Consider the following 26,993-nt stretch of genomic DNA (forward strand, 5'->3'; position numbering starts at 1 on the left):
CCGAGATTCGGCGGGTTGTGTACACGACCAACGCCATCGAAAGTCTGAACATGCAGCTTCGCAAGATCATCAAGACGCGGGGCCACTTCCCCAATGACGAGGCTGCAATCAAACTACTCTGGCTAGCGCTACGCAACGTGCTGGCCAAGTCGGTACGGGCCACCTTTGACTGGAAATCCGCGATGAACCAGTTTGCCATCCTGTTTGGCGACCGATTCACGACGGCGCGAGGGTAACGTTCTTTTAAACTGCCTCGCCCACAAAAACGCGGACAGGTTCAAGAAAGCAGGCAAAGAAAGCCGCTCGAACCGCTAATGCCTGCCACGGTTCACATCTCGCCGTAGATGGTTAATGGCTCCGGAGCGTCTGTCACCACTCGCCGTCAAACGGAGTGACAAGGCGCTCATCCTTCCGGCGGCGCTCCGCGCGCCGAAGGGCACAACGAATGCCGCCACGAAATGCATCTCGGACGTGCCGGGGTTTCCGAAACACACATCCACACCGCTTGCGACCAGGGAACGCAACAGACTTTCAGCGCCGTTCATTTTGGATCACCTCACTATCGAACCAGTAACCGTCGTTCATCGACGTAGGCACTGATCCTAACTACTGGGCTTTCATGCAAAATACCGTCTGATCTGAAAATTTGTTACGTCATGCGCAAGAATCTCGGCTTGCTGCACGCGATGACAGCGTTCGTGCGTGTCGTCGATGCCGGGAGCTTCACCGCGGCGTCCGAGCAAATGGAACTGACGACCGCGCAGGTATCGAGGCTCGTTTCCGAGCTGGAAAATCGTTTGCAAACGAGATTGCTCCAGCGAACCACGCGGCGCATGGCGCTCACGTGCGCGGGTGAGCGCTACGCGAACCAGTGCCGGACGATTCTCGAGCTGGTGACGCAGGCCGAAGGCGAGGTGAGCGGCGCGCGTATCGAGCCAACCGGGCGACTGCGGGTGCTCTGCATGGCGAGCTTCGGCGATCGCTATGTGGTGCCGCTCGTGACGAAGTATTGCGCGCTGTACCCCGCGGTGACCGTCGAGTACAGCGCTTCGCAGTACGTGCCGAATCTGTTGGCCGAAGGTGTGGACGTGAGCGTGTATCTCACGCGCAGCCTGCCGGATTCGAGTCTCGTTGCGCAACGGCTTGGCGAGGTGAACGGTGTGCTCTGCGCGGCGCCCGGTTACCTCAAGCGGCATGGCGCGCCAAAATCAGTTGGGAATCTCGCGGACCATGCGTGCCTGCGCCTCGTTAATCCGTCGACAACGCCGCATTGGGAGCTGACCGACGGAAAGACCACGCATTCGATGCAGCCTGTGGGGCCGCTGATGGGCGATCATCCCGAGGCGGTGAGGCAGGCGGCGTGCAGCGGCCTGGGCATTGCGTTGCTGCCGGGCTTCGCCGTGGTGGACCGGATACGCAGCGGATAACTCGTGCACGTGCTGCCCCAGTGGCGCGCGCCTGACGTAGGCGTGTATGTGCCGATGCCTTCGAGAAAGTTTCTCGAAGCGAAGACTCGCGCGTGGGTAGAGCTATTGAAAGTGGAATTGCCGCCTGCGCTCGAACGCGATGCGATTCGAACCGGTGGGGAAGCGGTATCCAAACGGCGGCGGTCGCGTGCGGTGACCTCGGCGCGCTGAGTCAGTCGAAGCTCGGGCACGCCAGGATCGGTTGTTGCTGCATGCTCTTTGTTACGGTCGCCACGGAGGCGAGCGTCGCTAACCCGTTAGCCGCTGGAGCAACCGCGCACGAGCCGCCTAGCGCCCCATGCGCCGGTCGTAGCTGCTCACGACCCGGTGAATCAGCGTGGGATCGCGCGCGTCGGCGGTATCGAACTTCACGACTACGCTGCCGTCGGATTGCTGCTGCACGTTCGCCGTCATGGTGCCGCCATCTAGCGTCCCCGCAATCGTGCCTGTGCCGGGGTCCTGCACGGTGATGGCGAGTCCCTCGTCACGCATGGCGCCCGCTGCGGCGGCGAATGACCGGTCGTAGCTGGCGGGCGTCATGACCACAGTGCCGGCGGGCACCGCATAGTAGGGACATCCCGCCAGTGGCAGCAGGCAGGCACAAACGCCTGCGAGCACGAGACGCCTCGTTGCGGAACCTGCCGTTGTGCGCAATTGCCGCTCAGTTCGTAGACTCATCGCTATTCTCCTGACGCGTATCCATCGTTCGACATCCTAAAAGCTGACCGCCAGGCCAAACGACACACCGCGCACGTTGTGGCCAAAAACATAGCGCACCATTGCCCGCGTACGGGTAATGATGACGGGATACGCGCTGCTGTCGAGTTCCAGACCCACGCCCAGCGATGTGAGTTCATTGAAGCCGAGCACCCCGGCGCTGTCGCCAAAGTAATGCGAGTAGGCGAACTCCAGCACGTAGCGCACCGGTTTGTCCAGCGCGTGCCAGCCCGTTGGTGCGCGCCAGCGCGTCCAGAGGCTCACTTGCTGCGCCATGGCAGAACCTTGAACGGCTTCCGAACTGCCGCCGAAACTGCGCAGGTAGATATCGGTCGCGCGCAATTCCGCATCGATTTCGTAGTTTTCGCGGTAGTGCTCATAGTCGAGCATGAGCGAACCGCCATAGCCATACGCGTCCAGATAGCCGTTATTGAGGAACTGGAGATTGCTGTCCGTGACATGGTTGAACAACGTTTGTCCGACTCGCAGATCGCTGGAAACACGTCCAATCGTGCCGTTGATTATCGGGCGAAACACCAGTTCGTTGGTGATGCGGAAGTCCCAGCCAAGCCCCACCGTACCGCTGAAGGTATTCCACCTCGTGGGCAGCGCCCGCTGCTGGGCGCCGTCGGTCGCGATGAACGTCGGGTCGTAGCGGCTATAAGCGAGCGTACCTTCCATGTAGAGAGGGAACGTCCGGCTCAGCGTGAAGCCGCCGCCTAGCTGTGTTTGCCCAAAGCCTGGGTTGCCGGTGGCGCCGTTGTTGATCGAAAGCGAACTGGTGGTAACGTCCGGAACCGTGGTGTAGGTCATGATGGACAGCACGGCGTCCGCATGCTGCTTGACGTTGCCGCCTATCACTGTTTGATTCGTCAGTTGGCCCGGCGTGCTCTGCGCGTGCGCTTGCCAGGGCAGCACCGCCGCGAGCATCGCCACGCCAGTCTTTACCAGCGCGATGCGCAGTCGCAGCCAACAGACGGTGGTGTTCGTCATGTTCGATCCTGCCGGGTCCCGATGCCCGATTGGGTCTGATTACACCTGCTCGAGTTTGCTTAATCTGGCTCACGCCCGACTGCGCGCATGGCGTGAGGCCTCCTGCACGCCGCGCACGGCGGCGGCGACGATCAATCCGGTAAACAGGAGGCCGATCAGTCCGAGCAGCACCGCGTCGACACGGCCGAACGCGGTGGTCGGCACCACATCGCCGTATCCGATGGTCAGCGCCGTGATCGCGCAGAAGTACACGGTCTCGCCCATCGGCGATGGGGTGCGGTTCAGCGTCTCCACGGCACCGCCGAAATAGAACATGCCAATCGTCAGGATGACGAATATCAGCAACAGACCGCCTAGAAGCAGACGCATATACCAGATGGTCCGGCCCGATTCCAGCAGGATTTCGCGTGCTTTCGGGGCATGGTCCGCGCTTTCTGGCGCATTGTTCATGGCGTATTCCTTTTGAGCGTCGCTGCGCCACGCTGTGCGAAACGCTCGACTATCTGCAGCATCAGGCACGCGTAAGCGGTGACGGCGAGAAAGAGCATCATGCGCACGGCGAATGCGCGGAAAACGTCCTTGCCAGCCACGCTGTCCTGTACCGACTGACCCAGCAGAATGATCATGGTGACAAGACTGTTCAGCCAGAAGCCGGGTGAGTAGCGCGTGGGGCGGATGCGATAGAGCTTGCGCGCCACGAGCAAGCCGAACAGCAGCATCCAGAGATAGAACATCCAGATATTTACAAAGAGTCTGAGCGCAAACCAGCACGCGACGGCGAGCAGCCCGCCGAGCGCCGTGGCGCCGAGCAGTTCACGCGCCGCGTCGCGTGCCGACGTGGTGCAGCTTTGCCTGCCGAGGCTCACGGACTTCATGATGATGGGCATGTAGTTCGCGGGGTCGTTCATCGCCAGCAGCCAGGCGGGCATAACCACGAGCGCGGCCTGCAAGGCGATGCGCGACGCCGTTTCCTGCGGCATGACGCGCGCAGCGGGTTTGGCGCCGGCAACCGCGGCGCCGGGCTCGGGAAACAGCGCGTGACTCACGGTCGAGACGAGCACGGCGAGCAGCAATCCTTTTACAAGCGCACCGACCACCGTGGCGGCGAGTTGCTGGTCGGCCACGCCTGCCGCGGTAATCATCGTGAGGCCCGCCGCGAGGAACGTCGCCACGAGATTGTTGCCGCCGCGCAGGCCGGCGCGAAACGCAAGGAAGAGACAAAGGCCGACGAGCAGCACGCCCGCGAACGCGTAATAGCGCAGCACGGGGACGAGCAACAGGCCGCTGCCCGTTGTGAGCGCAACGACCAGTGCGAGCCCGAGTGCCGCCTTGAGCGAAAGCGGCTGGTTCTGCGTCGCCAGCAGAAAGACGGCGAGCACCGGCGCGATCACGGGAATTGGAAAATCGAGTGCGAAGCTGACGGCAAGCGTGAGCGCCGTGCCAGTGGCCACGCGTAGCGCGCGGCGGCCGGGAAGCGATGGGCTCGTTTGCATAGGCGCGCTCAGTAGAGGTAGGAGAGCCAGCTCATCACGCGCAGGAATACGCGGCCGAGCGGATTGAGCGGGTTGCCTGCGCTCGGAAACGCCATTACTTCGGCTTGCCCGCCCACGCGAACGTTGCGCAGTCGTGCGCGCTCGTCGCTGTCGAACTCGACGATCACGGGAAAGCGTTGCGCGGGCCGCAGCCAGTCGCGGCTATTCTGTACGGTGGGCAGGGTGCCAGGCGGCGTGCTCTGTCCAACGCTCACGCCATAGCCGATGCTGCGGATGCGTCCGGCGAACACTTCGCCCGGCAGCGCGTCCAGCGCGATGGCGACCGGCGTGCCCGCATGGAGGCGGCCCAGATTGTTCTCGGTCATGTCCGCGCTGACCCAGACATCGTGAATGGCGATGAGTGTCATGACCGGATTGCCCGCCGCCGCGAACTGGCCGACTTCGGTGCGCAGGTCCGTGATGACGCCGGCCGAACGCGCGCGAATGCGCGCATTGGCGAGATCGAGTTCGGCCTTTTCGAGTGCGCCCGCCGCGCTGCGCAACTGCGCGTTCTCCGCTTCGTTGCCGCCTTGCTGTTCGCGCGCGCGTTCGACTTCGGCCCGGGCGGCTTCGACCTGGCTTTGCGCCTGCTCGTGCGTGGCGCGCGCCACTTCGAGCCGCCGCAGCGACACCGTGCCCTCGTCTTCGCGGTACAGCCGTTCCAGCCGGTCGCTATCCTGGCGCGCCTTGACCTCGTTGGCGAGCGCCGCGCGCAATGAGGCCTGCGCCGAATCGATACCGGCGGTGCTCGCGCCGATTTGCCGGCGCGTGGATTCGAGGTCGGCGCGCGCGCGGTCGGCGGCAATGCGGTATTGCTCGTTGTCGATTTCGAACAGCACGTCGCCCGCGTTGACCTCCTGGTTGTTGTGCACCAGCACGCGCGTCACGCGTCCCGACACTTCCGCCGCAACGGGCACGACGTAGGCCGCTATGCGCGCCTGCTGCGTATAAGGCGTGAAGCGATCGGCAAGCAGGTACCAGAGCAGGCTTATGACGATCAGGATGACGATCCACTTGAGTGCCTTGCCGGAGGAGTCGGAAGCCGGTGGCGTCTGGGGCGGCTTCGAAGGTTCGGAGGCGCCGCTCATCGTGTCGGCCCATCCGGTTGATTGCCGGGACTCTGCGCGGCGGAGGGCGATGGCGGTTCGTCGAGCAGGTCGCCCCAGTCCGTGCGTCGCTGCATTTGGGCGCGGGTAGCGGGATCGATGAGCGGCTGCTGCTCCAGATCCCAGCCTCCGTCCACGGCCTTGTACAGCGCAATCAGGCTGCTCACGGCGTTGCCGCGATTGACGACGAACGCGTCCTGCTGCGCGGAGAGTGCACGCTGCGCGTCGAGCACGCGCTGGAAGTCCGAGTACCCTTCGCGGTAGATCGTATTGGCGAGCGTGAGCGAGCGCTGCGCCGCGCCCTGCGCGTCGTGCAGGATCGTGTCGCGCTGCAGTGCCGCGTTCAGTGCCGTTGCGGCGTCGTCGGCCTCGCGCGCCGCGTCGCGCACGGTCTCCTGGTAAGCGACGATCAATTGCTGCAGGCGGGCATCCTGCACGCGCACGTTGTTCGTGATGCGGCCGTGATCGAACAGGTTCCATGTGATGCTCGGGCCGCCCACCACGGCGAGCGTGCTCGGCGCGCCTGCGAGCGAACTGGCGCTCCACACGAGCGAGCCGACCAGCGAAACGGAGGGATACAGATCGGCCTTGGCGACGCCGATCAGCGCCGACTGCGCGGCCATCTGCTGCTCCGCCGCGCGCACGTCCGGCCGGCGCAGCAAAAGCCTCGCGGGCACATCCTGAAGCACGGCGTGGTCGATGAGCGGGACGAAGCCAGCCTTGGCCGGCTGTACATCGAGTTCCGGCAGCGGGCCGGGCGGCCGCCCAAGCAGCCCGCACAGTGCGTGGCGCGCTACGGCGATCTGGCTCTCGAACACGGGAATGCTGCTCAGCGTGCCGAGATACTGTGTTTTCGCTTGCTGGAGATCGAGCTCGTCGGTTTCGCCGCTCTTGAAGAGCTTTTGCGTGATGTCGTAACTGCGCTTTTGCAACTGCGCGTTTTCGCGCGCAATCCGCAGACGCGCTTCGGTCGTGCGCAGCGTGAAATAGGTGTCCGCGACCTGCGCGTGAACCAGGACGAGCGCGTCCTCGCGGTTGTCCTGGGCGGCGAAGAACGAGGCGTCGGCCGATTCGATCGCGCGGCTAAAGCGTCCCCAGAAGTCCAGTTCCCAGCCGATGCTGAAGCCAAGACCGTATTGAAAGTACGCGCCCGAACGCGGGTCGAAACCGTCGTGGCGCTTGCGCGCCGAGGCCAGCACGTCGGCGTTGGCTTGTTGCACCTGCGGGTAACGCCCCGCGAGCGCGATGCCGAGCTGGGCGCGTGCCTCGATCACGCGCAATGCGGCGATCTTCAGGTCGCCGTTGTTCGCATCGGCCGCGGCAATCAGCTGTTCGAGATTTTCGTCTCCAAATACGCGCCACCATTGTCGCGCGTCGGGTTGCGCGTTGGGTTGTGTCGCGACCGACGTGACCTGCTCGATCGACGCGCTGCTCCAATGTTCGCTCCAGCTTTCGTGTTGCGGCTGAAAGTCGGGTCCCACGCGCATGCATGCGCCCAGTAGCGTGCCTAGGCAGCACGCGCCGAGCGGGAGCCAGTAAGGGCGCTCGCAGAGGATCACAGGGCGGCCTCGCGACTCAAGCCTGCTGTTCTTCTCGTGCGCGTTCGGGTTGAGGCTGGTCTTTCACCCAGCGCCAAAACAGTTGATAGCCAACGGCGAGCATCACCGGACCAATGAAAAGGCCGATCACGCCGCCCGTGACCATACCGCCAATCGCGCCGATCAGCACCACGGGCATCGGCACCGCCACGCCGCGGCCAAGCAGCAGCGGCTTGAGCACGTTGTCGGCGAGACCCGCAACGAACTCGTAGACGGAGAAGACGATGGTCGCCGTGCTGACGCCCTGCGTCATAATCACGAAGATAATGACGGGCACGGTGATGAGCGTGGCCGGCAACTGCATGATGCCGATCAGCAGCACGGCCAGCGCCAGCAGGCCTGCGCCGGGAATGCCCATCACGATGAAGCCGATGCCGATCAACACCATCTGGATGAACGCGATGCCCACCACGCCCTGGGCGACCGCGCGAATCGTGGCGGTGCAAAGCTCGGCGATTTGCAGGCCGTTTTCCGGGCCGGAAACGCGCGAAGCGATCAGCACCGTGCTGCGATGGCCCTTGTCGCCGTGCGCCATGAGAATGCCCGCAACGATCAGGGCTACGAAGAAAACCAGCAGTGCGGCGCCAAGACCGGTGACCGTGCCGAGCAGCGCGAGGCCGGCCGCCTTCAGTTGCGGCGCGAACCGCTGCACGACACCGGTGATGTCGGTCGACGCCTGCATCCAGAAGTCGTACACGCGCTGACCAACGAGTGGCCAGTGAGCGATCGAGTCCGCGGGAGGCGGTATATGAAACGTGCCGCTCTTCGCGACACTCATGACATGGTCGATCGAATCGGCCACGGCTACACCAAGCAGCCAGGTCGGCGCGAGGATCACGCCGAATGCCACGAGAATGATCAGCGTGGCAATGAGTCCATCCTTGTGAGGGAAGCTGCGCTGCAGTTTCATTTGCAGCGGATAAAGGGTGACCGCGAGAATCACGGACCAGACCATGAGGTCGAGGAACGGGGCGAAGATGCGAAAGCAAAACATCGCCAGGACGGCAATGAGCGCGGCGCGGATCAGGACATCGAGCAAATCCCGGGACTGCGCCTTTGGCGTTGATGTAGTGGGCAGCAGCATCGTCTGTCTCTCCTCGCTGGCCAGGGCGCGCAATTCAGACGCGCCCTGGCTCCTATCGCGTCCTGGCGAGGGCCGCCAGAACTTCAGGTGGTACGAGAAACTGTCCGCGGACGTTGCGCTCCTTTCCAGCATGACCCCGTGACCGGGAGCACAACTCTACGATGTTTGCAGTCGCCTAAGAGTTGTGCGGAGCGTGCCGTCGAATTGAGTCTATTACACGCTGTGAAAAGGGACAACGAACGTCCGGCCCGCTTTGGGCCAGCGAGGAATGTGGTTAGCAGTGCGCTGAAAATCGCGTCGTATGCGGACTGCGATTCTGATTCTTGTTCGCAGACCTCAATGCCCCGGACCACTCGAAGGCTCGCAACTGAGAATGAGTCGATCGCCGTTGCCCGCACCGGCGGCCAGTGCAGCGTTGTGGAATTCATGACCGCCGCAGCGCCACTCGGCGAGATAGTCATTGCGACAGCCGCCTGATTGCGCGGCGACCATCGACACCGGATAGCTGCAGGTTCGCAAACCGTTGCAGTGCTCGGCGAGATCGCGTGTGACGTTGCCGTGTGATGCGCCGCAGTTGCTGCCGTAGGTGCCGGAGACGATAGCGATCGTCGCTTCATTCGCGACGGGCGCCGCCGACGAGATGACGAGGGCGCCAAGGCCGACGGCGACCCATGCAAGCGCGAGTGCAATTGCGGTTGGTTTCATGACGCCTCCCACGCCGCGTGCGCATGCGCGCTAGTGCGGCCCCCAATCCACGCTTACAGCTTAGTGCGGTCAAGCCGAAGGGCAAGACAGTGCCCGGCGATGGTGCGGGGCTTCGCTGCAGTGCACCAGCAGCAGTCACCTGAAGCACACGATTGGTGGCGCGCACCCGGTCTCGGCCTCGCGGGCCGCGCGCGCTGCGTGAACGGTGAAACCCGCACCAGCAGGGCAGTTTCGCGGGGTGCGCGCGCTGCCTGCGAGGCGGGTGGCACACCTATTGCTTTGTCGCTACCGGGGCCAATGAAGGCTCCAACGAATTGCATCATCGTCCCGCCGTGCGCGGGATCAATCGATCGTGCGGGGCAACGGCGTCCCGAAGTGGCACTCCACGGCACAGCGTGCGTGGGTGCGCTTCGGGACGCTTTTTTTATGCGCTTCGCCCAAGCGCCCTGGTCTGGCAAACCCTGGGCGACGCGATTTGCACTACTAAAGATGAACATGCGGGAAACGACACCTGACCTCTCTGCGGAAATCGTCGGCGAGCTCATCAATCTGGCCGGGCGCCAGCGCATGCTTTCGCAGCGCGTCGTCCTGCATGCGCTGCTCGGCTTGCGCGGCGACGCGGCCGCGCTCGTCATCGCGCGCGAATGCCTCGACACGTTTGCGGCTTCGCACGCACGGCTCGTAGAGGGCGACGATCACTTTCCGGGCGTGTTCTCAACGGCGTTGCGCGAACTCTATTTCGGCGCACGCAAGGCCGACGAGCGCATTCGCGCGTTCATGAAACTCGCCGCGCACGCGTGCGCGTGCCTCGAGCGCTCTGTCCGTGCATCGACGGTCGATAGCGTGTGCGAGTCAGCCGTGACGGAACTCACCGCCGCCGCCACGCCGCTGCTCGAACTGCTGCAAGCGCTTACCCAGGCGTACCAGGACGAATTGCGCAGCGTGGAAGCCACGGCGGCGAAGCGCCAGGCCGGCATTGTCGATGAACTTGCCGCCATTTCCCTGCGCGCGAACATCGTCGCGCTCAATGCACGGGTGGCTGCCGCACGCGCCGGCCAGTTCGGCCGCGAATTCGCGGTGATCACGGCAGAACTGACGCACGTGATAGGCGAGATGGACAGGCTCGTGCAGGGCGTAGTCGGCAAGCACGAAACGCGTGACAGCGCGCCCGAACGACATTCTGGATTCCGAAATCAACGGATGCATGCCCGCGTTGCGGGTTGAGATCCACCATTGGGGAGAACCTCGTGAAAGACCTGGTAAGTTCGCTCAAGAGCGGTAACTGGCGCGCGCTGATCGCGTGTTTCCTGTATTTCGACACTGGCTTCACGGTGTGGGTGATGTTCGGCCCGCTCGCGCCTTTCATCCAGAAGGACATTGCGATGACGCCGGCCGAACTGGGCCTGCTCGTGGCCGTGCCCGTGCTCGGCGCGGCGATTTTGCGCGTGACGCTTGGCAATCTCTATCAGGCCTACGATGGCCGCCGTGTTGCGCTGATGGGCATCGCGCTTTCCGCCATCCCCGCTGCCGTGCTGTTGATGATGCCGGGCACGCCGTCGTATACCTTGCTGCTCGTGCTCGGCGTGCTGCTCGGCGTGGGCGGCGCCAGCTTCGCCGTGGCGCTGCCCATGGCGGGCAGCAACTATCCGCCGAAGGTGCAGGGCCTCGTGCTCGGCCTCGCCGCGGCCGGCAATATTGGCGCAGTGCTCGACGGCTTCCTCTTTCCGGGCCTCGCCAGCCACTACGGTTGGGCGCGCGCCACCGGCGCGGCGCTGCCGCTGCTCGCGCTCGCCGCGACGGCTGTGACTTTCTGGGCTCGCGATCTCGGCCAGAAGTCCGGTAGCGCGCTGCAGGCATTGCGGTCGTTCGGTATCACGCTGGCTGGTTTGATCGCGCTCGTGCTTGCCGTGCACGCGGGCCTGTTCGGCGCGGGCAGGACCGGTGTGCTGCTGCTGCCGGTGCTGGGCGCGCTGCTCGCCATTGCTGTGTTGCCGCGCCACTATCGCGCGGTGCTGACCGAAGGCGACACGTGGGTCGTGATGCTCGTGTACAGCATCACGTTCGGCGGCTTCGTCGGCATGTCGTCCTATATCTCGACGCTGCTTATTTCCCTCTACCAGGTGCCGAAGCTCGAAGCCGGCGTGGTGATGTCGCTGCTCGCGCTGACCGGCGCGATGGTGCGCCCGCTCGGCGGGCTGATCGCGGATCGCATTTCGGGCGTGCGCGCGCTCGTGGTGCTGCTTGCCGCGATTTCGGTGTGCGACTTCGCGTTTGCGCTGTGGATGCCGCCGTTCGCCGCTGGCATTGCGCTGCTCGCGTTCACCTACGTGTGCTTCGGTCTCGGCAACGGCGCGACGTTCCAGCTCGTCCCGCGCCGCTGGCAGGGGCGCACCGGGTTGATGTCGGGCATCATCGGCGCGGCGGGGGGGATCGGCGGTTTCTATCTGCCGGTCATCATGGGCATTGCCAAGGAGAGCACCGGCAGCTACCAGATGGGCTTCGCGACGTTCGGCGTGATCGCGGCGGCCGCATTCGGACTCGTGGTGCTGCATCGCGCACGCTGGCTCGAATGGGCGCTGCCTCAGGAGGCGGCAATGGCGCCGGCTGTCGTGCAGGGCGCTCAGGCTAGTGCAAGCAACTAAGACTTAGGTAGACAGCAGGGTGCGGCCCGAGCGTGAGCGACGGGCCGCTAACGCGTTTACGCGCGTCGACGCAGGTCCTCAATATCCGCTTCGCGCGAATGCACGCCGAACGACGCAGGCGAAATGGCGAACGAAGCCGCCTCGCCAATTGCATTGCCCACGAGGATGATAGCGGGGCTGCCGAGGCCTGCCGCATGAGCGTGCGCCGCGATCGTGCCGAGCGTGCCCGTTACGCGCCGCTCGTTCGCGCTGCCCGCCCACTGCACGACAGCGGCGGGCGTCGTCGTGGGGAGCGCCCCCACGAGCGTTGCGCACAGCGACTCGATCCGGCTCATGCCCATATAAATGGCGAGCGTCATGCCCGTCGCGGCGAGCGCCTGCCAGTCCGGTTCGCTGTGGTCGCGCAGATGCGCGGTCACGAAGATCACGCCCTGGCAATGGTCGCGATGCGTGAGCGACACGCCGAGTCCCGCCGCCGCCGCGAACGCCGATGAAACGCCGTTCACGATTTCCACCGTCACCCCCGCATTGCGCAACGCCGCGAGTTCTTCCCCTGCGCGGCCGAACAGCAGTGCGTCGCCGCCTTTCACGCGCACCACGTGCAAGCCGCGGCGCGCGTAGCGCTGCATCAGGCGCTCGATGAAGGCCTGCGGCGTGGACCGGCAGCCGCCTCGCTTGCCCACGCGGATCACCCGGGCCTGCGGCGCGAGCGTGACGATTTCCGGGTTCACGAGATCGTCGAGCAGCACGACGTCGGCGCTCGCGAGGACCTTCGCCGCCTTCAGGGTGAGGAGGTCGAGATCGCCCGGACCTGCGCTCACCAGCGTGACCTTGCCTTCGTTGCCCGTCATCATCGTCGTCTTCCTTTGGTATTGCGCGCGCCCACGTGGGGAACGCCATAAAACAAATGGCGTCCGCTCGCCGCTTGCGACGAGGGGACGCCATTGTCCGGTGTGCTCGAATCGGGGCGCGCGGCGAGCGGTGCGCGGCTAGCGGTGCGCGAAGCGCGGCCCCTGGTTGCATGCCCGGCAACGCTGCCGGGCGCCCAAACTCACGCAAGTTCCAGACCAACTCGCGCGCGCTCGCGCCGCCCGCCCGCTGGCGGGGCGCTCGCCGCAGCCTGCACGCCCAGGGCGCACAGTCAATGTGCTGCACGGCACCAATCTTGTGCTGGCCTGCATCACGATGCGCGCGCCAGCGAACTGCTGGCCGCACCGCGCGCAAGCCGCTGAAGTCCGCCGCACGGGGCGTTGCGCGGGATGCGTGCAACTTGGCACAGTGCTTGCGTAGTGCTTTACAGCAAGTGCCAAGCGAATCAATGGGGATTCGGCTGCAAGCAGTAGCGCAGCGCACAAGGGTTTCGTATTCAGGGCAACGGCGTCCCCCGAATCTGGCTTCGCGCAAGCTGGAATCGCGGGACGCCTTTTTTATTGGCAGGGGCTCATGGTGCAAGCAACGAACGAAGTGAACAGCTCGGACGCGATGGAGATCGTCGTCGTCGGCCATGGCATGGTGGGCCACAAATTTCTCGAGTGCATCCTTGTGGACGGCGCGCCCAACGCGCGCGTGACCGTGCTCTGCGAGGAACCGCGTCCCGCATACGACCGCGTGCACCTCTCCGAATTCTTCGCGGGCAAGTCGGCGGACGATCTCTCGCTCGTTGCGCCCGGCTTCTTCGATCGCAAGAATGTGCGTCTCGTGCTGAACGCAAAGGCGGTGTCGATCGATCGCGAAGCGCGCTCCATCAAGGTGTCCAATGGCGAGACGCTTTCGTACGACAAGCTCGTGCTGGCCACCGGCTCCTCGGCGTTCGTGCCGCCCATCGCGGGCAATGATCGCGCCGATTGCTTCGTCTACCGAACCATTGCCGATCTCGAAGCGATGCAGGCGCGCGGTGCGCACGCGAAGTCGGGCGTGGTGGTGGGTGGCGGCCTGCTCGGTCTCGAATGCGCGAAAGCGCTGCGCGACCTGGGCCTCGACACGCACGTGGTGGAATTCGCGCCACGCCTCATGGCCGTGCAGGTGGACGACGACGGCGGCCGCATGCTGCGCGGCAAGATCGAAGAACTCGGCGTGAACGTGCACACGCAGAAGAACACGCTGGCGATCGTGGACGGTAAAACGGTGGACGGCGCAACGGCCGCCAACCGCATGCAGTTCGCCGACGGGACGCACCTCGACGCCGACATGATCGTGTTCTCGGCCGGCATTCGCCCGCGCGACGAAATCGCCCGCGCCAGCGGCCTCGAAATCGGCGCGCGCGGCGGCATCGTGATTGACGGCCAATGCCGCACGAGCGACGCGAACATCTACGCCATCGGCGAATGCGCGCTCTGGCAAGGGCAGATCTTCGGCCTCGTCGCCCCCGGTTACGACATGGCGCGCATCGCCGCGAGGGCGCTGGCGGGCGAGGCGACGACTTTCGCGGGCGCCGACATGAGCACCAAGCTCAAGCTGATGGGCGTGGACGTAGCGAGCATCGGCGACGCGCATGGCAAGACCCCCGGCAGCCGCTCTTACCGCTATGCCGACGAGCGCCGCCAGGTCTACAAGAAGATCGTGGTGTCCGATTGCGGCAAGAAGTTGCTCGGCGCGGTGATGGTGGGCGACGCGAGCGAATACGGCACGCTGCTGCAGATGATGCTCAACGGCATCGAGCTGCCCGAGTCGCCCGAATTCATGATCCTGCCGCAGGCCGACGGCAAGGCCAAGCCCGCGCTCGGCGTGGAAGCGCTGCCCGACGCCGCACAGATCTGCTCATGCAACAACGTTTCGAAGGCCGAAATCTGTGCGGCCGTGCGAGACGGTGCGACGACCGTCGCCGCGGTGAAGGGGGCGTGCAACGCCGGCACGTCGTGCGGCGGCTGCGTGCCGCTCGTCACGCAGGTCATGAAGTCGGAGATGAAGCGCCAGGGGCTCGCCGTCAATAATCACCTTTGCGAGCACTTCCGTTATTCGCGCCAGGAGCTGTATCACATCGTGCGCGTGGAGGGCATCAAGACCTTCGGCGAACTGCTCGCGAAGCATGGGACAGGACTGGGCTGCGATATCTGCAAGCCGGCCGTGGGCGGGATTCTGGCGTCCTGCTGGAACGAATTCGTGCTGAAGAAGGAGCACGCGAGCCTGCAGGATTCGAACGACTACTACCTCGCCAATATTCAGCGAGACGGCACGTATTCGGTGGTGCCGCGCATGCCGGGCGGCGAAGTCACACCGGAAGGCCTCATCGCCGTTGGGCAGGTGGCGAAGAAGTACGGCCTTTACACGAAGATTACGGGTGGCCAGCGCGTGGACCTCTTTGGTGCGCGCGTCGAGCAGTTGCCTTTCGTTTGGGAAGAGCTGATCGCCGCGGGCTTCGAATCGGGGCACGCATACGGCAAGGCCCTGCGCACGGTGAAATCGTGCGTGGGCTCGACGTGGTGCCGCTACGGCGTGGGCGACTCGGTGGGCTTCGCGATCGAACTCGAGAACCGCTACAAGGGGTTGCGCGCGCCGCACAAGTTCAAGTTTGGTGTCTCGGGCTGCACGCGCGAATGCGCGGAGGCGCAAGGCAAGGACGTCGGCATCATCGCAACCGAGAAGGGCTGGAACCTCTACGTGTGTGGCAACGGCGGCATGAAGCCGCGCCATGCGGAACTGCTCGCGGCCGATCTCGATCAGGCCACGCTGGTGCGCTACGTCGATCGTTTCCTCATGTTCTACGTGCGCACGGCCGACCGCCTGCAGCGCACGAGCGTGTGGCGCGACAACCTCGAAGGCGGCCTCGACTATCTGATCGACGTGGTCGTGCACGACAAGCTCGGCCTTGGCGCCGAACTCGAAACGGAAATGCAGCTCGTGGTGGACACCTACGAATGCGAGTGGAAGAAGGCCGTGACCGATCCTGAAACGCGCCGCCGCTTCCGTCACTTCGTCAATAGCGATGCCGGTGACCAGCACGTCACCTTCATTGAAGAGCGCGGCCAGATTCGCCCGGCTACGCCCGAGGAGCGCACGCAGGCTCCGCAAGCGGCGCCGCATTTCAAGCGACATGAAGCGCTGAGCGGAATTCCCGTAGTCGTCGAAACCGTCTGATTCCCATTCATCGAACCGAGGAGTACGAAATGAGCAACGAACATATTCAAGGCAACTGGGTTCCCGTCTGCACGCTCAACGATATCGTGCCGAACACCGGCGTGTGCGCGCTCGTAAAGGGCGAACAGGTCGCTGTGTTCCATGTCGACGACGGCGACGCGCGTGTGTATGCCATCGGCAACTACGATCCGAACTCGCACGCAGCGGTGCTTTCGCGCGGGCTCGTGGGCAGCTTCGGCGAGCGCGTCGTGGTGGCCTCGCCCATCTACAAGCATCACTTCGATCTGTCCACCGGCGAGTGCATTGAAGCGCCGCAGCATTCGGTCAACGCGTTCCCCGCGCGCGTGGAAAACGGTCAGGTGTGGGTTGCCGCTTGAGTTGCCGGCTGAAGTGACAACGGCGCGGCGTGCAGGATGCGCCGTGCGCCCTGAATCTGTTTCAAGCTGATATCGATCGACCGCATGAGCAGCGAGAGCGTAAAGAGCGTTTGCCCGTACTGCGGCGTAGGCTGCGGGATGATCCTGCACGTCGAGGACGGCCAGGTCGCGAAGATCTCCGGCGACGCTGAGCATCCGACCAATTTTGGCCGCCTCTGCACGAAGGGTTCGTCGGCGCACGTGGCGCTGCGCAAGTCGGGGCGCCTCGAGCGCGCCTTCGTGCGCCACGCGCGCGACGAGGACCCGGTGCCGCTGCCGCTCGCGCAGGCGATCGCAGATACGGCGCGCCGCCTGCGCTCGACGCTCGATGCACACGGCCCCGACGCGCTTTCGTTCTACGTCTCCGGGCAAATGTCGATCGAGGCGCAGTACCTCGTGAACAAGCTCGCCAAGGGCTTCGTACGTACGAACAACATCGAGTCGAACTCGCGCCTGTGCATGGCGAGCGCGGGCAGCGGCTACAAGCTTTCGCTCGGTGCGGATGGCCCGCCGGGCTCCTATCAGGACTTTGACCGCGCAGACCTCTTTTTCGTGATCGGTGCAAACATGGCGGACTGCCATCCGATCCTGTTCCTGCGCATGATGGACCGCGTGAAGGCGGGCGCGAAGCTCATTGTCGTGGACCCGCGCCGCACGCCGACCGCCGATAAGGCGTCGCTCTTCCTGCAGATCGCGCCGGGAACCGATCTCGCGCTGCTCAATGGCCTGCTGCACTTACTGCACAAGAACGGCCATACAGATGCGGACTTCATTGCACAGTACACCGAAGGATGGGACGCGATGCCCGCGTTCCTTGAAGACTACACGCCGGAGAAGGTCGCTGAAATCACGGGCCTGGCCGTTGACGACATTTGCCGCGCCGCGCAGATGATAGGCGACGCGCCCGAGTGGATGAGCTGCTGGACCATGGGTCTGAACCAGAGCACGCATGGCACGTGGAGCACGAACGCGATCTGCAATCTGCATCTCGCGACGGGCAAGATTTGCCGTCCCGGCAGCGGACCGTTCTCGCTCACTGGGCAGCCCAATGCAATGGGCGGGCGCGAGATGGGCTATATGGGACCGGGCTTGCCCGGTCAGCGCACGGTGCTCGCGGAAGACGACCGCGCGTTCGTCGAGGCGGCGTGGGGCGTGGCGCCCGGCACGTTGCCCGTGAAAGTGGGCGACGGCACCATCGACATGTTCTCGCGCATGGCGGCGGGCGAGATCAAGGCGTGCTGGATCATCTGCACGAACCCGGTGGCGAGCGTTGCAAACCGGCAAACGGTGATGGCGGGCCTGAGGGCCGCCGAACTGGTGATCGCTCAGGACGCCTTTCTGGACACCGAAACGAATCAGTACGCCGACGTGCTGCTGCCCGGCGCGCTCTGGGCCGAGGCCGAGGGCGTGATGATCAACTCCGAGCGCAACATGACGCTCATGCAGCAAGCTGTCGAGCCGCCGGGCGAGGCGCTGCCCGACTGGCAGATCATCGCGCGCGTGGCCTGCGAGATGGGTTTCGCAGAGGCGTTCAGCTACACAAGCGCCGCCGAGGTGTTCGACGAAATCACGCGCTTCGCGAACCCGAAGACGGGCTACGACCTGCGCGGCGCGAGCCACGCGAAGTTGCGCGAAACGCCGCTGCAATGGCCCATCGGGCCGGATGCCGCGAGCGATCGCAACCCGCTGCGCTATGTGAACGACGGCGTGAGCCAGACGCTCAAGGAAAACGCAGATGGCACGCGCCCTCGCATCGCGTTCGCCACGCCGCACGGCAAGGCCGTGTTCTTCGCGCGTGCGCATGTCGCACCTGCCGAATTGCCCGATGGCACCTTCCCGGTCGTGTTCAACACGGGTCGCTTGCAGCACCAGTGGCACACCATGACGAAGACCGGCAAGGTGCCGATGCTCAACAAGCTCAACCCGGGCCCCTTCGTCGAGATTCATCCCGAGGATGCCGCCGCGCTCGGCATTGCCGCGAAGGATCGCGTGGAAGTGCGCTCGCGCCGCGGTCGCGTGGTGCTGCCCGCCGTGGTGACTGAGCGCGTGCGCCCCGGCAACTGCTTCGCGCCCATGCACTGGAACGACGTGTATGGCGAGGAGCTTTGCGTGAACGCGGTCACGAGCGATGCGATCGACCCCATTTCCCGGCAGCCCGAATTGAAGTTTTGCGCGGTCGCGCTCTCGCGCGTCGGCCCGCAATCCACGCCGCGCGAGACCACGCGCATGCCGGATGCCGCCGTTGCCTCTGCTGATTACGCCAGCGCGCCGCAAGCCGTCAACCCGTCTCAGGAACTCGACATGTCCCGTATCGATGCCTTTTCGACGCTACTCGGTCTCGACGACGTCGCCGCGCCGCAACTGGGCGACGCGCAGCGCCAGTATCTCGCGGGCTTTGTAGGCGGGCTGCGCTCGTTGCGGGCGACCGAGCCCGTTGGCGTGCCCATGCTGCCCGCGCACGCGCCGTTTCCCGCAGACACTCGCGTATGGCTGGACGGCTTGCTGGCGGGTCTATTCAGCCGCGGCGAGCCCATCGCGCGTACGACTGCGCCCGCCGTGCCAAGCGCTCCTGAAGAAAAGCCGCATGGCGTGCGCATCGCCCATACGCGCCCCAAGGTCGTGCTGCTGTGGGCCTCGCAGACGGGCAACGTCGAATCGCTCGTCGAGCAATACGCGACGCAACTCATGGAATCGGGCTTCGAGATTCGCACGGCTTGCATGGCGGATTACCCGCTCGCGAACCTCGCAAAGGCACAATACGTCCTCCTGATGACGAGCACGTTCGGGGACGGCGACGCGCCCGACAACGGCGAGGCCTTCTGGAGCGCGCTCGCGGCAGAAAACGCGCCGCGCCTCGCATCGCTACGCTTCTCGGTGCTCGCCTTCGGCGACCGCAACTACGACGCGTTCTGCGGCCACGGGCGCAAGCTCGACGCGCGCCTCGAAGCGCTGGGCGCCACGCGTCTCATGGAGCGCGCGGATTGCGACAGCGAATATCAGAGCGCCGCCGACGCATGGCTCGACCGCATCGTCGTGCGCATCAAGCAGGAGGACGCGGCGCTGCACGCGGTGCCCGCCGACGGTTCGATTCCCGAGGTGCTGCCGGGCAGCGCGGCGACGAAGGCACGCCCGACAGCCTCGAAGCTTCTGAAGAACGTGCGCCTGAACATGAAGGGCGCGACGAAAGACACGCGCTACTTCTCGCTCGCAACGGGCGAGGCGGGCCTCGACTATGAAGCGGGCGACGCGCTCGGCGTGTGGCCCACCAACTGTCCCGCGCTCGTAGACGAGTTGCTGGACCTCTCGCGCCTCGCCGCCGACACACCGGTCGTCGTGAGCGGCCACGGCGAGATGCGCCTTGGCGAGGCGCTTGGCAAGCACTACGAGATCGCGCGCCCGAACCCCGATGCGCTCGCGTTCATTGCGTCCCGCACGCGCTCGCGGGGCCTGGCCGAGATGCTCGACGAATCACGCAAGGGCGATCTGCGCAACTGGCTCTGGGGCCAGCAGCTCGCCGACGTGCTCCACGAATATCCCATCGACACGAGCGCGCCCGAACTGCTCGGCATGCTCAAGCGCTTGCAGCCGCGGCTCTATTCGATTTCGTCGAGCCCGAAGGCACATGCGGGCGAAGTGCATCTGACCGTTTCGGCCGTGCGCTACAACAACGGCCGCCGCGAGCGCAAGGGCGTGGCCTCGACCTTCCTCGCCGACCGCGCGCAGGAGGGCAGCGTCCCGGTGTTCGTGCAAAAGAGCACGCATTTCCGGCCGCCGCGCAGCGGCGACGCGCCGATGATCATGGTCGGCCCCGGCACGGGCGTCGCGCCGTTCCGCGCCTTCCTGCACGAGCGGCAGGCGCGCGGTGACACCGGCCGCAACTGGCTCTTCTTCGGCGAGCAGCACGCGGCCACCGACTTCTACTACCGCGACGAACTGGAGCAAATGCGCAAGGACGGCCACCTCGACCGGCTCGACCTCGCGTTTTCGCGCGACCAGAGCGAGAAGGTCTACGTGCAGGACCGCATGCGCGAGCAGGGCGCGCAGCTATGGGCGTGGCTACAGGAAGGGGCGCACCTCTACGTGTGCGGCGATGCGAGCCGCATGGCGAAGGACGTGGATATGGCGCTCAGGGAAGTGGTGGCGGGGCATGGCGGCATGAGCGCCGAGGCCGCGCACGAGTACGTCAATGCGCTCGGACGGGACAAGCGCTACCTGCGCGACGTCTATTGAAGGGGCGTGGCGCGGCTTCGGGCCCGCTCTGCGAGGGACGGCCGCCTGCGCGCCACGTTTTCAGCGCTCGAAAGCGGCGCGTGCGCGCCTGGTCCGCGCGCGCGCAGCTTTCATCTTTATTGCCGAGCCCGGCATAAAGGCCGCCCTGGGCGCCTTTGGCCACGACAGGTTCAGGCAGCAGGATGGCGATGAGAAATGTCAGGCACGAGCCTGCGAACACCGCCACCACGCTCATCGAGATCGACTCGAACATCCGTTTGTCCCCCGGTAGAATGATGTCCGGCGGGCGATGCCGCGCGTACTGCGCACGGCATCGCCGCCATCGCGAACCATTTTGCGCAGGGCGCGCGTCCACGTCCAAGACGATATTCGGATCGTCACGATAAGCGCGCCTTATGAAAAATAACCGGAGACACTCGGGAGGCAGCCATCTTGATGCTTCGCTCGATACGCTACGTGCTCACCGTGGCGGAGTTGAAGAATTTCACGCGCGCAGCCGAAGTGCTGCACGTCTCGCAGCCGGCGCTCTCACAGCAGATCCGCCAACTGGAAAACGATCTTGGCGGCGCGCTGTTCGACCGCAGCGGCCGCGCCATCAGCCTCACCGAATTCGGGCGCGTGTACATCGAACACGCGCGCCAGGCGCTCGCGCATCTCGACGCCGGCAAGCGCTCGCTGAACGAGGTTCGCGACCTCACGCGCGGCCTGCTGCGGCTCGCCTATACCCCGACCTTCGCGGAATATCTGATCGGCCCGGCGCTGCGCGGCTTTCGCGAAGCGCACCCGGCTATCGCGCTCGACGTGAGCGAGCGGCCGCTGGAAGATATCGAAGGCGGACTCGAGCGTGACGAACTCGATCTCGGCATTGGCTTCACGGATGTGCGCTCCGACGAAATCGAAGTGCGTCCGCTCTTTGCCGAGCACATGGCGCTGCTCGTGGCCACGCGCCATCCGCTGGCGCGCCGCCGCGTGGAGGTGACGGTGGAGCAGTTGGGGGCGATGCCGCTTGCGCTGTTGAGCCCCGACTTCGTGGTGCGACGCTTCGCCGATGCCTATTTCCGTGCGCACCAGTTGATTCCGCGCGTGATGCTGCAGGCCAATTCGGTGGGCACGGTGCTCAAGCTCGTGAAGGACGGCACGCTCGCCACGCTGTTGCCTTCGGCGGTGCTGCGCGAGCATCGCGGGCTCGTCACGCTGCCCGTCACGCCGGCGTTGCCACAGCGCACCGTCGCGCTGCTCAAGCGGCGGCGCGCATCGAGCACGCTCGCCGCCAACGCGTTTTCGGACGTACTGTTCGCGTTGATTTCACAGGAAGGGCTGGGCGAAGCCTGAGGCGGCCTCGCATGCCCTATGGCTTTTTCGGCAGCTCAGGGTTGCCCGGACGAAAGCAGGCTATGGAAGAAGTCCACCGCGTGCTGGCGGGTTGGCATGGTCGCGAGCGTGGCTGCCGGGTCGAGCCCCGAGCGCCGCGCCGTGCCGCTCACGAGACTCTTTTGCAGGTCGTTGAGCGGGCGGGCGAGATTGGTCGCGATGAATCCGGAAGCCGGCGGCGCGGCGAGAGCCGGCAGGTCGGTGCGCGGCGCGTCTAGCGTGAGCAATGGAGCGAGCGTGGGCGCGGCGGCTACACGCTTGCTCGCGAGCATGTCGGCGGGCGCGATGCCGAGCCAGTCGCGCAGTGTGGCGAGAATCGACGTGTGGTCGTAGGGTGTGGCGCTGGGTGAGCGGAACACGGTGCCCGGCGCGATATACGGCGAAACCACGACCGCTGGCACGCGCACGCCGAAGCTGTCGAAGGCGAAGTTCTGGTCGCCGGGGGTGCTCGCGACATCGGGCGCCACGGCGTTGGCGGGCGGCAGCACGTGGTCGTAGGTACCGCCGTGCTCGTCGTAGGTGATCACGAGCAGTGTTTCGGGCCATGCGGGCGACGTGCTCAACGCGTGCCAGATGTCGTAGAGAAAGCTTTCGCCCGCGTAGACATCGTGTGGCGGGTGCTGGTCGTTGGGATCGAGCAGAAAACGCGGCTCGATGAACGAATACTGCGGCAGCGTGTTGTTCTGACAGTCCGAGACGAAGTTGCTGAAGCGCTGGAAGTTCGCCTTGTATTTCGCATCCCATAACGTCGGGAACATCGTCAGCGTGAGCGAGGGCGCGACGAGCGCGGCGCTGTACACGGCCCAGCTCGCGCCCATGTCGGCCAGCACGTTGAAAATGGTGCGCACTTGCCATTCAAACGGGTCGGGCGGCGAGCCGTTGTCGACGTGGCCGTTCGACGTGCCCGCGTGGGCGAATGCGCGGTTCGGCCAGGTCTGGCTCGGCACGGGGGCGAACCAGGCGTCGGAGACGGCGTATTCGCGCGCGAGCGTCGCGAGCACCTTTAACTGATCGGGACTGTGGCACTGCATGACCTGGCTCGCGTCCGTCGTCGCGGTGGTTTCGTAGTCTTCTACGAAGCCTGACATGGGCATCGCGCCTGGCGCGTTGCCTAGCAGTTGCACGCGCACGTTCGCGAACGTCTCCTGCGGATCGGGGTCGGGCAGCGTGGCCGTGGCGGCCGGCGTGGTTGCGGCGATGGTGCCGCCTGCCCTGGTTGGGTTGCTCAGGCCCGCCCTGAGCCCGTCGAATGGCTGTTCCGCGCTGGCGGCGGGCAGGAAATGCGTGGGGCTGTTGCCGTTGAGGTACAAGCCGCCGAGCATCGTGTCAAACGAACGGTTTTCGAACATCACGACAACGACGTGTTTGATGTTCTGCAGGGACATGGGTTTTCTCCGTCACGCGGGTCTGACGCAGAATAGTGGTGCAGGCGTGTGGATTCGGCAAGGTTCGGCCACAAAAACACCAAACAATACCGCCACGACCGCCGGCGGCGGATCCAGCGGGGCGCCCATGCGTGTGGGATAATCGCAAGCTTTGCCCAGAGCGCAGCTCAAGAGGTTGTTCGCAAGGGCGTGCGTGGGGCCTTTATTCCCGTGGCCCGCTTCCTTTCTGCGATTTTCTCCTACAGCCACAATGCCCGCATACCGTTCCAAAACTTCCACCGCCGGCCGCAACATGGCAGGTGCGCGTTCCCTCTGGCGCGCCACCGGCATGAAAGACGAAGACTTTGCCAAGCCGATCATCGCGGTCGTCAACTCGTTCACCCAGTTCGTGCCCGGCCACGTGCACCTGAAAGACCTCGGCCAGCTCGTTGCGCGCGAAATCGAAGCCGCGGGCGGCGTGGCCAAGGAATTCAACACGATCGCCGTCGATGACGGCATCGCCATGGGCCACGACGGCATGCTGTATTCGCTGCCGAGCCGCGACATCATCGCGGATTCGGTCGAATACATGGTCAACGCGCACTGCGCCGACGCCATGGTCTGCATCTCGAACTGCGACAAGATCACCCCGGGCATGCTCATGGCCGCCATGCGCCTGAACATTCCCGTGATCTTCGTCTCGGGTGGCCCGATGGAAGCGGGCAAGACGCGCCTCGCGAACCCCGTCACGAAGGCCATCGAGGTCAAAAAGCTCGATCTGATCGACGCCATGGTGATCGCAGCGGACAGCAAGTACTCCGACGCCGAAGTGGCAGAAGTCGAGCGCTCCGCCTGCCCGACCTGCGGTTCGTGCTCGGGCATGTTCACGGCCAACTCCATGAACTGCCTGACCGAGGCGCTGGGCCTCTCGCTGCCGGGCAACGGCACCGTGGTCGCCACGCACGCGGACCGCGAACAGCTCTTCAAGCGCGCCGGCCGCCGCATCGTCGAACTCGCGCGCCAGTACTACGAGCAGGAAGACGAGCGCGTGCTGCCGCGCTCGGTGGGCTTCAAGGCGTTCGAAAACGCCATGACGCTCGACATCGCCATGGGCGGCTCGACCAACACCATCCTCCACTTGCTGGCCATTGCGCAGGAAGCGGGCATCGAGTTCGGCATGACCGACATCGACCGCCTTTCGCGCGTCGTGCCGCAGTTGTGCAAGGTCGCGCCGAACACGAACAAGTACCACATCGAAGACGTGCACCGCGCTGGCGGCATCATGGCGATCCTGGGCGAACTGGAGCGCGCCGGCAAGCTGCACACCGACGTGCCGACCGTGCACACGCCGACGCTCGGCGACGCGCTGGCGCAATGGGATATCACGCGCACGCAGGACGAAGCGGTCAAGACGTTCTACATGGCCGGCCCGGCTGGCGTTCCCAGCCAGGTCGCGTTCAGCCAGAACACGCGCTGGCCGAGCCTCGACTCGGACCGCGCCGAAGGCTGCATCCGCTCGTATCAGCACGCGTTTTCGAAGGAAGGCGGCCTCGCCGTGCTGACCGGCAACATCGCGCTTGACGGCTGCGTGGTGAAGACCGCGGGCGTGGACGACAGCATCCTCGTGTTCGAAGGCACGGCTCACGTGACCGAGTCGCAGGACGAAGCGGTGGAAAACATCCTCGCCGACAAGGTCAAGGCCGGCGACATCGTGATCGTGCGCTATGAAGGCCCGAAGGGCGGCCCCGGCATGCAGGAAATGCTCTATCCGACGAGCTACATCAAGTCGAAGGGCCTCGGCAAGGCGTGCGCGCTGCTGACGGACGGCCGCTTCTCGGGCGGCACCTCGGGCCTCTCGATCGGCCACTGCTCGCCGGAAGCGGCGGCGGGCGGCGCAATCGGCCTCGTGCGCGACGGCGACAAGATCCGCATCGACATTCCGAACCGCACGATCAACGTGCTGGTGTCGGACGAGGAACTCGCGCGCCGCCGCGAAGAGCAGAACGCTCGTGGCTGGAAGCCGGCGAAGGCGCGTCCGCGCAAGGTGTCGGCGGCCTTGAAGGCCTACGCCAAGCTCGTGATGTCGGCAGACAAGGGCGCCGTGCGCGATCTCTCGCTGCTGGACTGATTGCAACGGGCTTCGCGCCCGTTGATCGGCAGATCAGCATAAAAGCCGCTCCTCGGAGCGGCTTTTTTTTGGACTGCACCGCGGATTCGCGGGGAATGGGGCAGGGGAGCCGGGGTTCGGCTGAGCCCTGGACTGAATCGTATGGTTGCTTGAAGGTTTCATAATTATTACTAGAAGCTAACGCGAACGCCCAGCGGAAAATTCTGTAATAGTCCGTAATACTGTGATATGTTTCATGGCCTCGATGGCTGGTCGACTCCTCGCAAGAGCGTTCGCATCGGTTGACCGAACGACTGGTCCGTGACGTCGCGTGTATCGAAGATCGGCGAGTGGGGCAATCCGTTAACTGCGATGTATTTGCGCAGCATATTCAAGCCTCCAGCATCCGGATCGTCATCGGGCGCAAATTGCAACGCCGTCACGGCTGCATTGGTTGCCTCCGCGTTTGGGCCATTCATGAAAACGGATCGCGGTCAATGACATCGATTTCCGAGATTTTCCGCTTGCTGTCCAGGGCCATTCCTGGGAGAAGTCCCGCTGCCCTGTTTCGGAGGGGGCGCGTGCTTATGTACGCACTGCTTCATCCGTTTGCAGCCCACCTCTGGTTGAGTGCATTGGCGGCAAACTCCCTGCTTGCCGATATTGTTGTCCAAAACCGCCGCTATCTCGAGCGTCCCTTTCGCCGCTTCGTCCAGACGGACATGCGTGCCTACGCGCGTGCCGAGTTACTGTGCGGACATTTTCGAGTCGTGCGGGAACGCTTCGGCGAAGAATTGGTGCGCAATCTTTATCTGAAGTCGGAAGACGTGACTTTGGCATTGAGCGGAAGGTATGCCATCGTCGTGAGCGAGCCGGTACGCTGTTGGCGTGAAGGGTTGCTGACCGTCGCCTGGCGCGACGTGGTCGATCACGTCGATCTTGCGTGGGCGACAATCAGTTTCGAATGGTGCTCCGAATCGGGGAAAACCGGGGCGCTTATCGGTGGGCTGCAAGGGCCATCCGGCATGGACAGGGAGCGAGTACGTGAGGCGACGCGCGCATGCCATGGATTGCGACCCAAGGCTGCTGTCATGGAGGCTGTCTGCGTATTGTGCAGGATGGCAGGGGTAGGTGTGCTGACTGGGGTGACGAAGAAGACGCACGTTTCCGACTCCAGGCCGGCTCAGATACGCGCGGATTATGATGGCTTCTGGCAGGAGTTGGGTGGCATTGAACGCAATGGGCGCTACGTGCTGCCGCTTCGCCTGCATCACCGCGACGTCAGCGAGGTCCCGTCAAACCGGCGTGCTGCATTTCGCAGGCGACAGACGCTGATTGCAGATTTACTCGCGCAGATCCCGCGGGCCATAGACACGGACCTGATTGAAGAGGTCATGTCGCCTCACCTGAGTCATCCAAAGTCCGGCAAGCATCTTCTGGATCTTGCTGTGGCTCGGGCAACCGATCGTTGTGACCTGGAACCGGGCATTGCCCTCGAGCAGTGCGATCCGACGCAGGACGATCGGCCGGTTGAGCAAAAACTCGCCGCCTGACATCGGCCGTCACCATCATCAGGGCAAAAAAAATC

The 26,993-nt window shown here is 64.7% G+C and carries 20 protein-coding genes and 1 pseudogene; 10 read left to right on the plus strand and 11 right to left on the minus strand.

Translation table 11 applies throughout. From position 1 onward, the window contains the following. A partial coding sequence (locus tag M3I54_RS26165) for a transposase (protein WP_254341279.1) occupies positions 1-236 on the plus strand: 236 nt, incomplete at its 5' end. 210 nt (positions 237-446) lie between these two features. Here M3I54_RS26165 and M3I54_RS26170 read toward each other — a convergent pair. Beyond that, positions 447-545 (minus strand): annotated as a pseudogene (locus M3I54_RS26170) (thiamine pyrophosphate-binding protein); the annotation flags it as partial. A 111-nt stretch (positions 546-656) separates the two neighbouring features. Between M3I54_RS26170 and M3I54_RS26175 the strand changes: the two are divergent. Beyond that, positions 657-1,427, plus strand: coding sequence for a LysR family transcriptional regulator (locus M3I54_RS26175; RefSeq protein ID WP_254341282.1), 771 nt, complete (start codon positions 657-659; stop codon positions 1,425-1,427). 327 nt (positions 1,428-1,754) lie between these two features. Here the strand turns inward: M3I54_RS26175 and M3I54_RS26180 are convergent, their stop codons facing one another. The 8 genes from M3I54_RS26180 to M3I54_RS26215 form a co-directional block, all read right to left on the minus strand. Then, positions 1,755-2,144 (minus strand): hypothetical protein, encoded by a 390-nt coding sequence (locus M3I54_RS26180; RefSeq protein WP_254341284.1) that lies wholly within the window; start codon positions 2,142-2,144, stop codon positions 1,755-1,757. 36 nt (positions 2,145-2,180) lie between these two features. Beyond that, positions 2,181-3,113, minus strand: a complete 933-nt coding sequence (locus M3I54_RS26185) for a hypothetical protein (RefSeq protein ID WP_254341409.1) — start codon at positions 3,111-3,113, stop codon at positions 2,181-2,183. Between the two features lie 132 nt (positions 3,114-3,245). Next, entirely contained in the window at positions 3,246-3,626 is a 381-nt protein-coding gene (locus tag M3I54_RS26190; RefSeq protein WP_254341286.1) for a potassium channel family protein, read from the minus strand. After that, positions 3,623-4,669, minus strand: a complete 1,047-nt coding sequence (locus M3I54_RS26195; protein ID WP_254341289.1) for a DUF2955 domain-containing protein — start codon at positions 4,667-4,669, stop codon at positions 3,623-3,625. Before M3I54_RS26195 ends, M3I54_RS26190 begins: the two co-directional genes overlap by 4 nt. A gap of 8 nt (positions 4,670-4,677) precedes the next feature. Continuing rightward, the gene (locus M3I54_RS26200) at positions 4,678-5,796 is read right to left on the minus strand and encodes an HlyD family secretion protein (protein WP_254341291.1); all 1,119 of its coding nucleotides are present in this window, start codon (positions 5,794-5,796) and stop codon (positions 4,678-4,680) included. Next, entirely contained in the window at positions 5,793-7,313 is a 1,521-nt protein-coding gene (locus M3I54_RS26205; RefSeq protein WP_302059138.1) for a TolC family protein, read from the minus strand. The genes M3I54_RS26200 and M3I54_RS26205 overlap by 4 nt, the downstream gene beginning before the upstream one ends. Positions 7,314-7,389: 76 nt before the next feature. After that, positions 7,390-8,496, minus strand: coding sequence for an AI-2E family transporter (locus M3I54_RS26210; protein WP_254341295.1), 1,107 nt, complete (start codon positions 8,494-8,496; stop codon positions 7,390-7,392). Between the two features lie 336 nt (positions 8,497-8,832). Continuing rightward, a complete protein-coding gene (locus M3I54_RS26215; protein ID WP_254341297.1) occupies positions 8,833-9,201 on the minus strand; it encodes a hypothetical protein in 369 nt (122 codons plus the stop codon). Positions 9,202-9,690: 489 nt separating this feature from the next. On the opposite strand from M3I54_RS26215, the gene M3I54_RS26220 reads away from it, so the two are divergent. Beyond that, positions 9,691-10,425: a type IV pili methyl-accepting chemotaxis transducer N-terminal domain-containing protein gene (locus tag M3I54_RS26220; protein ID WP_254341299.1), complete on the plus strand. Its 735-nt coding sequence runs from the start codon at positions 9,691-9,693 to the stop codon at positions 10,423-10,425. Between the two features lie 23 nt (positions 10,426-10,448). Further along, on the plus strand, positions 10,449-11,843 hold the full coding sequence (locus M3I54_RS26225; protein ID WP_254341301.1) for an MFS transporter: 1,395 nt from the start codon (positions 10,449-10,451) through the stop codon (positions 11,841-11,843). A gap of 56 nt (positions 11,844-11,899) precedes the next feature. Here the strand turns inward: M3I54_RS26225 and cobA are convergent, their stop codons facing one another. Continuing rightward, entirely contained in the window at positions 11,900-12,694 is a 795-nt protein-coding gene (cobA, locus tag M3I54_RS26230) for a uroporphyrinogen-III C-methyltransferase (protein ID WP_254341411.1), read from the minus strand. 631 nt (positions 12,695-13,325) lie between these two features. Between cobA and nirB the strand changes: the two genes are divergently transcribed. The 4 genes from nirB (at position 13,326) to cynR (ending at position 21,895) form a co-directional block, all read left to right on the plus strand. Next, positions 13,326-15,917 carry a nitrite reductase large subunit NirB gene (gene nirB / locus M3I54_RS26235; RefSeq protein ID WP_254341413.1) on the plus strand — a complete coding sequence of 864 codons (2,592 nt, stop codon included), beginning with the start codon at positions 13,326-13,328 and terminating at the stop codon, positions 15,915-15,917. 29 nt (positions 15,918-15,946) lie between these two features. Further along, the gene (nirD, locus tag M3I54_RS26240) at positions 15,947-16,294 is read left to right on the plus strand and encodes a nitrite reductase small subunit NirD (RefSeq protein ID WP_254341302.1); all 348 of its coding nucleotides are present in this window, start codon (positions 15,947-15,949) and stop codon (positions 16,292-16,294) included. An 84-nt stretch (positions 16,295-16,378) separates the two neighbouring features. Continuing rightward, positions 16,379-20,563 carry a bifunctional nitrate reductase/sulfite reductase flavoprotein subunit alpha gene (locus tag M3I54_RS26245; RefSeq protein ID WP_254341304.1) on the plus strand — a complete coding sequence of 1,395 codons (4,185 nt, stop codon included), beginning with the start codon at positions 16,379-16,381 and terminating at the stop codon, positions 20,561-20,563. A 435-nt stretch (positions 20,564-20,998) separates the two neighbouring features. Further along, the gene (cynR, locus tag M3I54_RS26250; protein WP_254341307.1) at positions 20,999-21,895 is read left to right on the plus strand and encodes a transcriptional regulator CynR; all 897 of its coding nucleotides are present in this window, start codon (positions 20,999-21,001) and stop codon (positions 21,893-21,895) included. 35 nt (positions 21,896-21,930) lie between these two features. Here the strand turns inward: cynR and M3I54_RS26255 are convergent, their stop codons facing one another. Further along, a complete protein-coding gene (locus M3I54_RS26255) occupies positions 21,931-23,319 on the minus strand; it encodes an alkaline phosphatase family protein (protein ID WP_254341308.1) in 1,389 nt (462 codons plus the stop codon). A gap of 250 nt (positions 23,320-23,569) precedes the next feature. Between M3I54_RS26255 and ilvD the strand changes: the two genes are divergently transcribed. Together ilvD and M3I54_RS26265 are read left to right on the plus strand one after the other, a co-directional pair. Continuing rightward, positions 23,570-25,426, plus strand: coding sequence for a dihydroxy-acid dehydratase (ilvD, locus tag M3I54_RS26260; RefSeq protein ID WP_254341310.1), 1,857 nt, complete (start codon positions 23,570-23,572; stop codon positions 25,424-25,426). A 476-nt stretch (positions 25,427-25,902) separates the two neighbouring features. Further along, positions 25,903-26,958 (plus strand): DUF535 family protein, encoded by a 1,056-nt coding sequence (locus M3I54_RS26265; RefSeq protein ID WP_302059137.1) that lies wholly within the window; start codon positions 25,903-25,905, stop codon positions 26,956-26,958. The last annotated feature ends 35 nt before the right edge of the window (positions 26,959-26,993 follow it).

This window comes from Paraburkholderia sp. CNPSo 3274 (assembly GCF_024206475.1).
GTDB lineage: Bacteria > Pseudomonadota > Gammaproteobacteria > Burkholderiales > Burkholderiaceae > Paraburkholderia.

Bases quoted from the DNA above. Each gene is read 5' to 3' on its own strand.
- M3I54_RS26175 (WP_254341282.1), top strand. From the start codon at position 657: ATGCGCAAGAATCTCGGCTTGCTGCACGCGATGACAGCGTTCGTGCGT.
- M3I54_RS26180 (WP_254341284.1), bottom strand. From the start codon at position 2,144: ATGAGTCTACGAACTGAGCGGCAATTGCGCACAACGGCAGGTTCCGCA.
- M3I54_RS26185 (WP_254341409.1), bottom strand. From the start codon at position 3,113: ATGCTCGCGGCGGTGCTGCCCTGGCAAGCGCACGCGCAGAGCACGCCG.
- M3I54_RS26190 (WP_254341286.1), bottom strand. From the start codon at position 3,626: ATGAACAATGCGCCAGAAAGCGCGGACCATGCCCCGAAAGCACGCGAA.
- M3I54_RS26195 (WP_254341289.1), bottom strand. From the start codon at position 4,669: ATGCAAACGAGCCCATCGCTTCCCGGCCGCCGCGCGCTACGCGTGGCC.
- M3I54_RS26200 (WP_254341291.1), bottom strand. From the start codon at position 5,796: ATGAGCGGCGCCTCCGAACCTTCGAAGCCGCCCCAGACGCCACCGGCT.
- M3I54_RS26210 (WP_254341295.1), bottom strand. From the start codon at position 8,496: ATGCTGCTGCCCACTACATCAACGCCAAAGGCGCAGTCCCGGGATTTG.
- M3I54_RS26215 (WP_254341297.1), bottom strand. From the start codon at position 9,201: ATGAAACCAACCGCAATTGCACTCGCGCTTGCATGGGTCGCCGTCGGC.
- M3I54_RS26220 (WP_254341299.1), top strand. From the start codon at position 9,691: ATGAACATGCGGGAAACGACACCTGACCTCTCTGCGGAAATCGTCGGC.
- cobA (WP_254341411.1), bottom strand. From the start codon at position 12,694: ATGACGGGCAACGAAGGCAAGGTCACGCTGGTGAGCGCAGGTCCGGGC.
- nirB (WP_254341413.1), top strand. From the start codon at position 13,326: ATGGAGATCGTCGTCGTCGGCCATGGCATGGTGGGCCACAAATTTCTC.
- nirD (WP_254341302.1), top strand. From the start codon at position 15,947: ATGAGCAACGAACATATTCAAGGCAACTGGGTTCCCGTCTGCACGCTC.
- M3I54_RS26245 (WP_254341304.1), top strand. From the start codon at position 16,379: ATGAGCAGCGAGAGCGTAAAGAGCGTTTGCCCGTACTGCGGCGTAGGC.
- cynR (WP_254341307.1), top strand. From the start codon at position 20,999: ATGCTTCGCTCGATACGCTACGTGCTCACCGTGGCGGAGTTGAAGAAT.
- M3I54_RS26255 (WP_254341308.1), bottom strand. From the start codon at position 23,319: ATGTCCCTGCAGAACATCAAACACGTCGTTGTCGTGATGTTCGAAAAC.
- ilvD (WP_254341310.1), top strand. From the start codon at position 23,570: ATGCCCGCATACCGTTCCAAAACTTCCACCGCCGGCCGCAACATGGCA.
- M3I54_RS26265 (WP_302059137.1), top strand. From the start codon at position 25,903: ATGACATCGATTTCCGAGATTTTCCGCTTGCTGTCCAGGGCCATTCCT.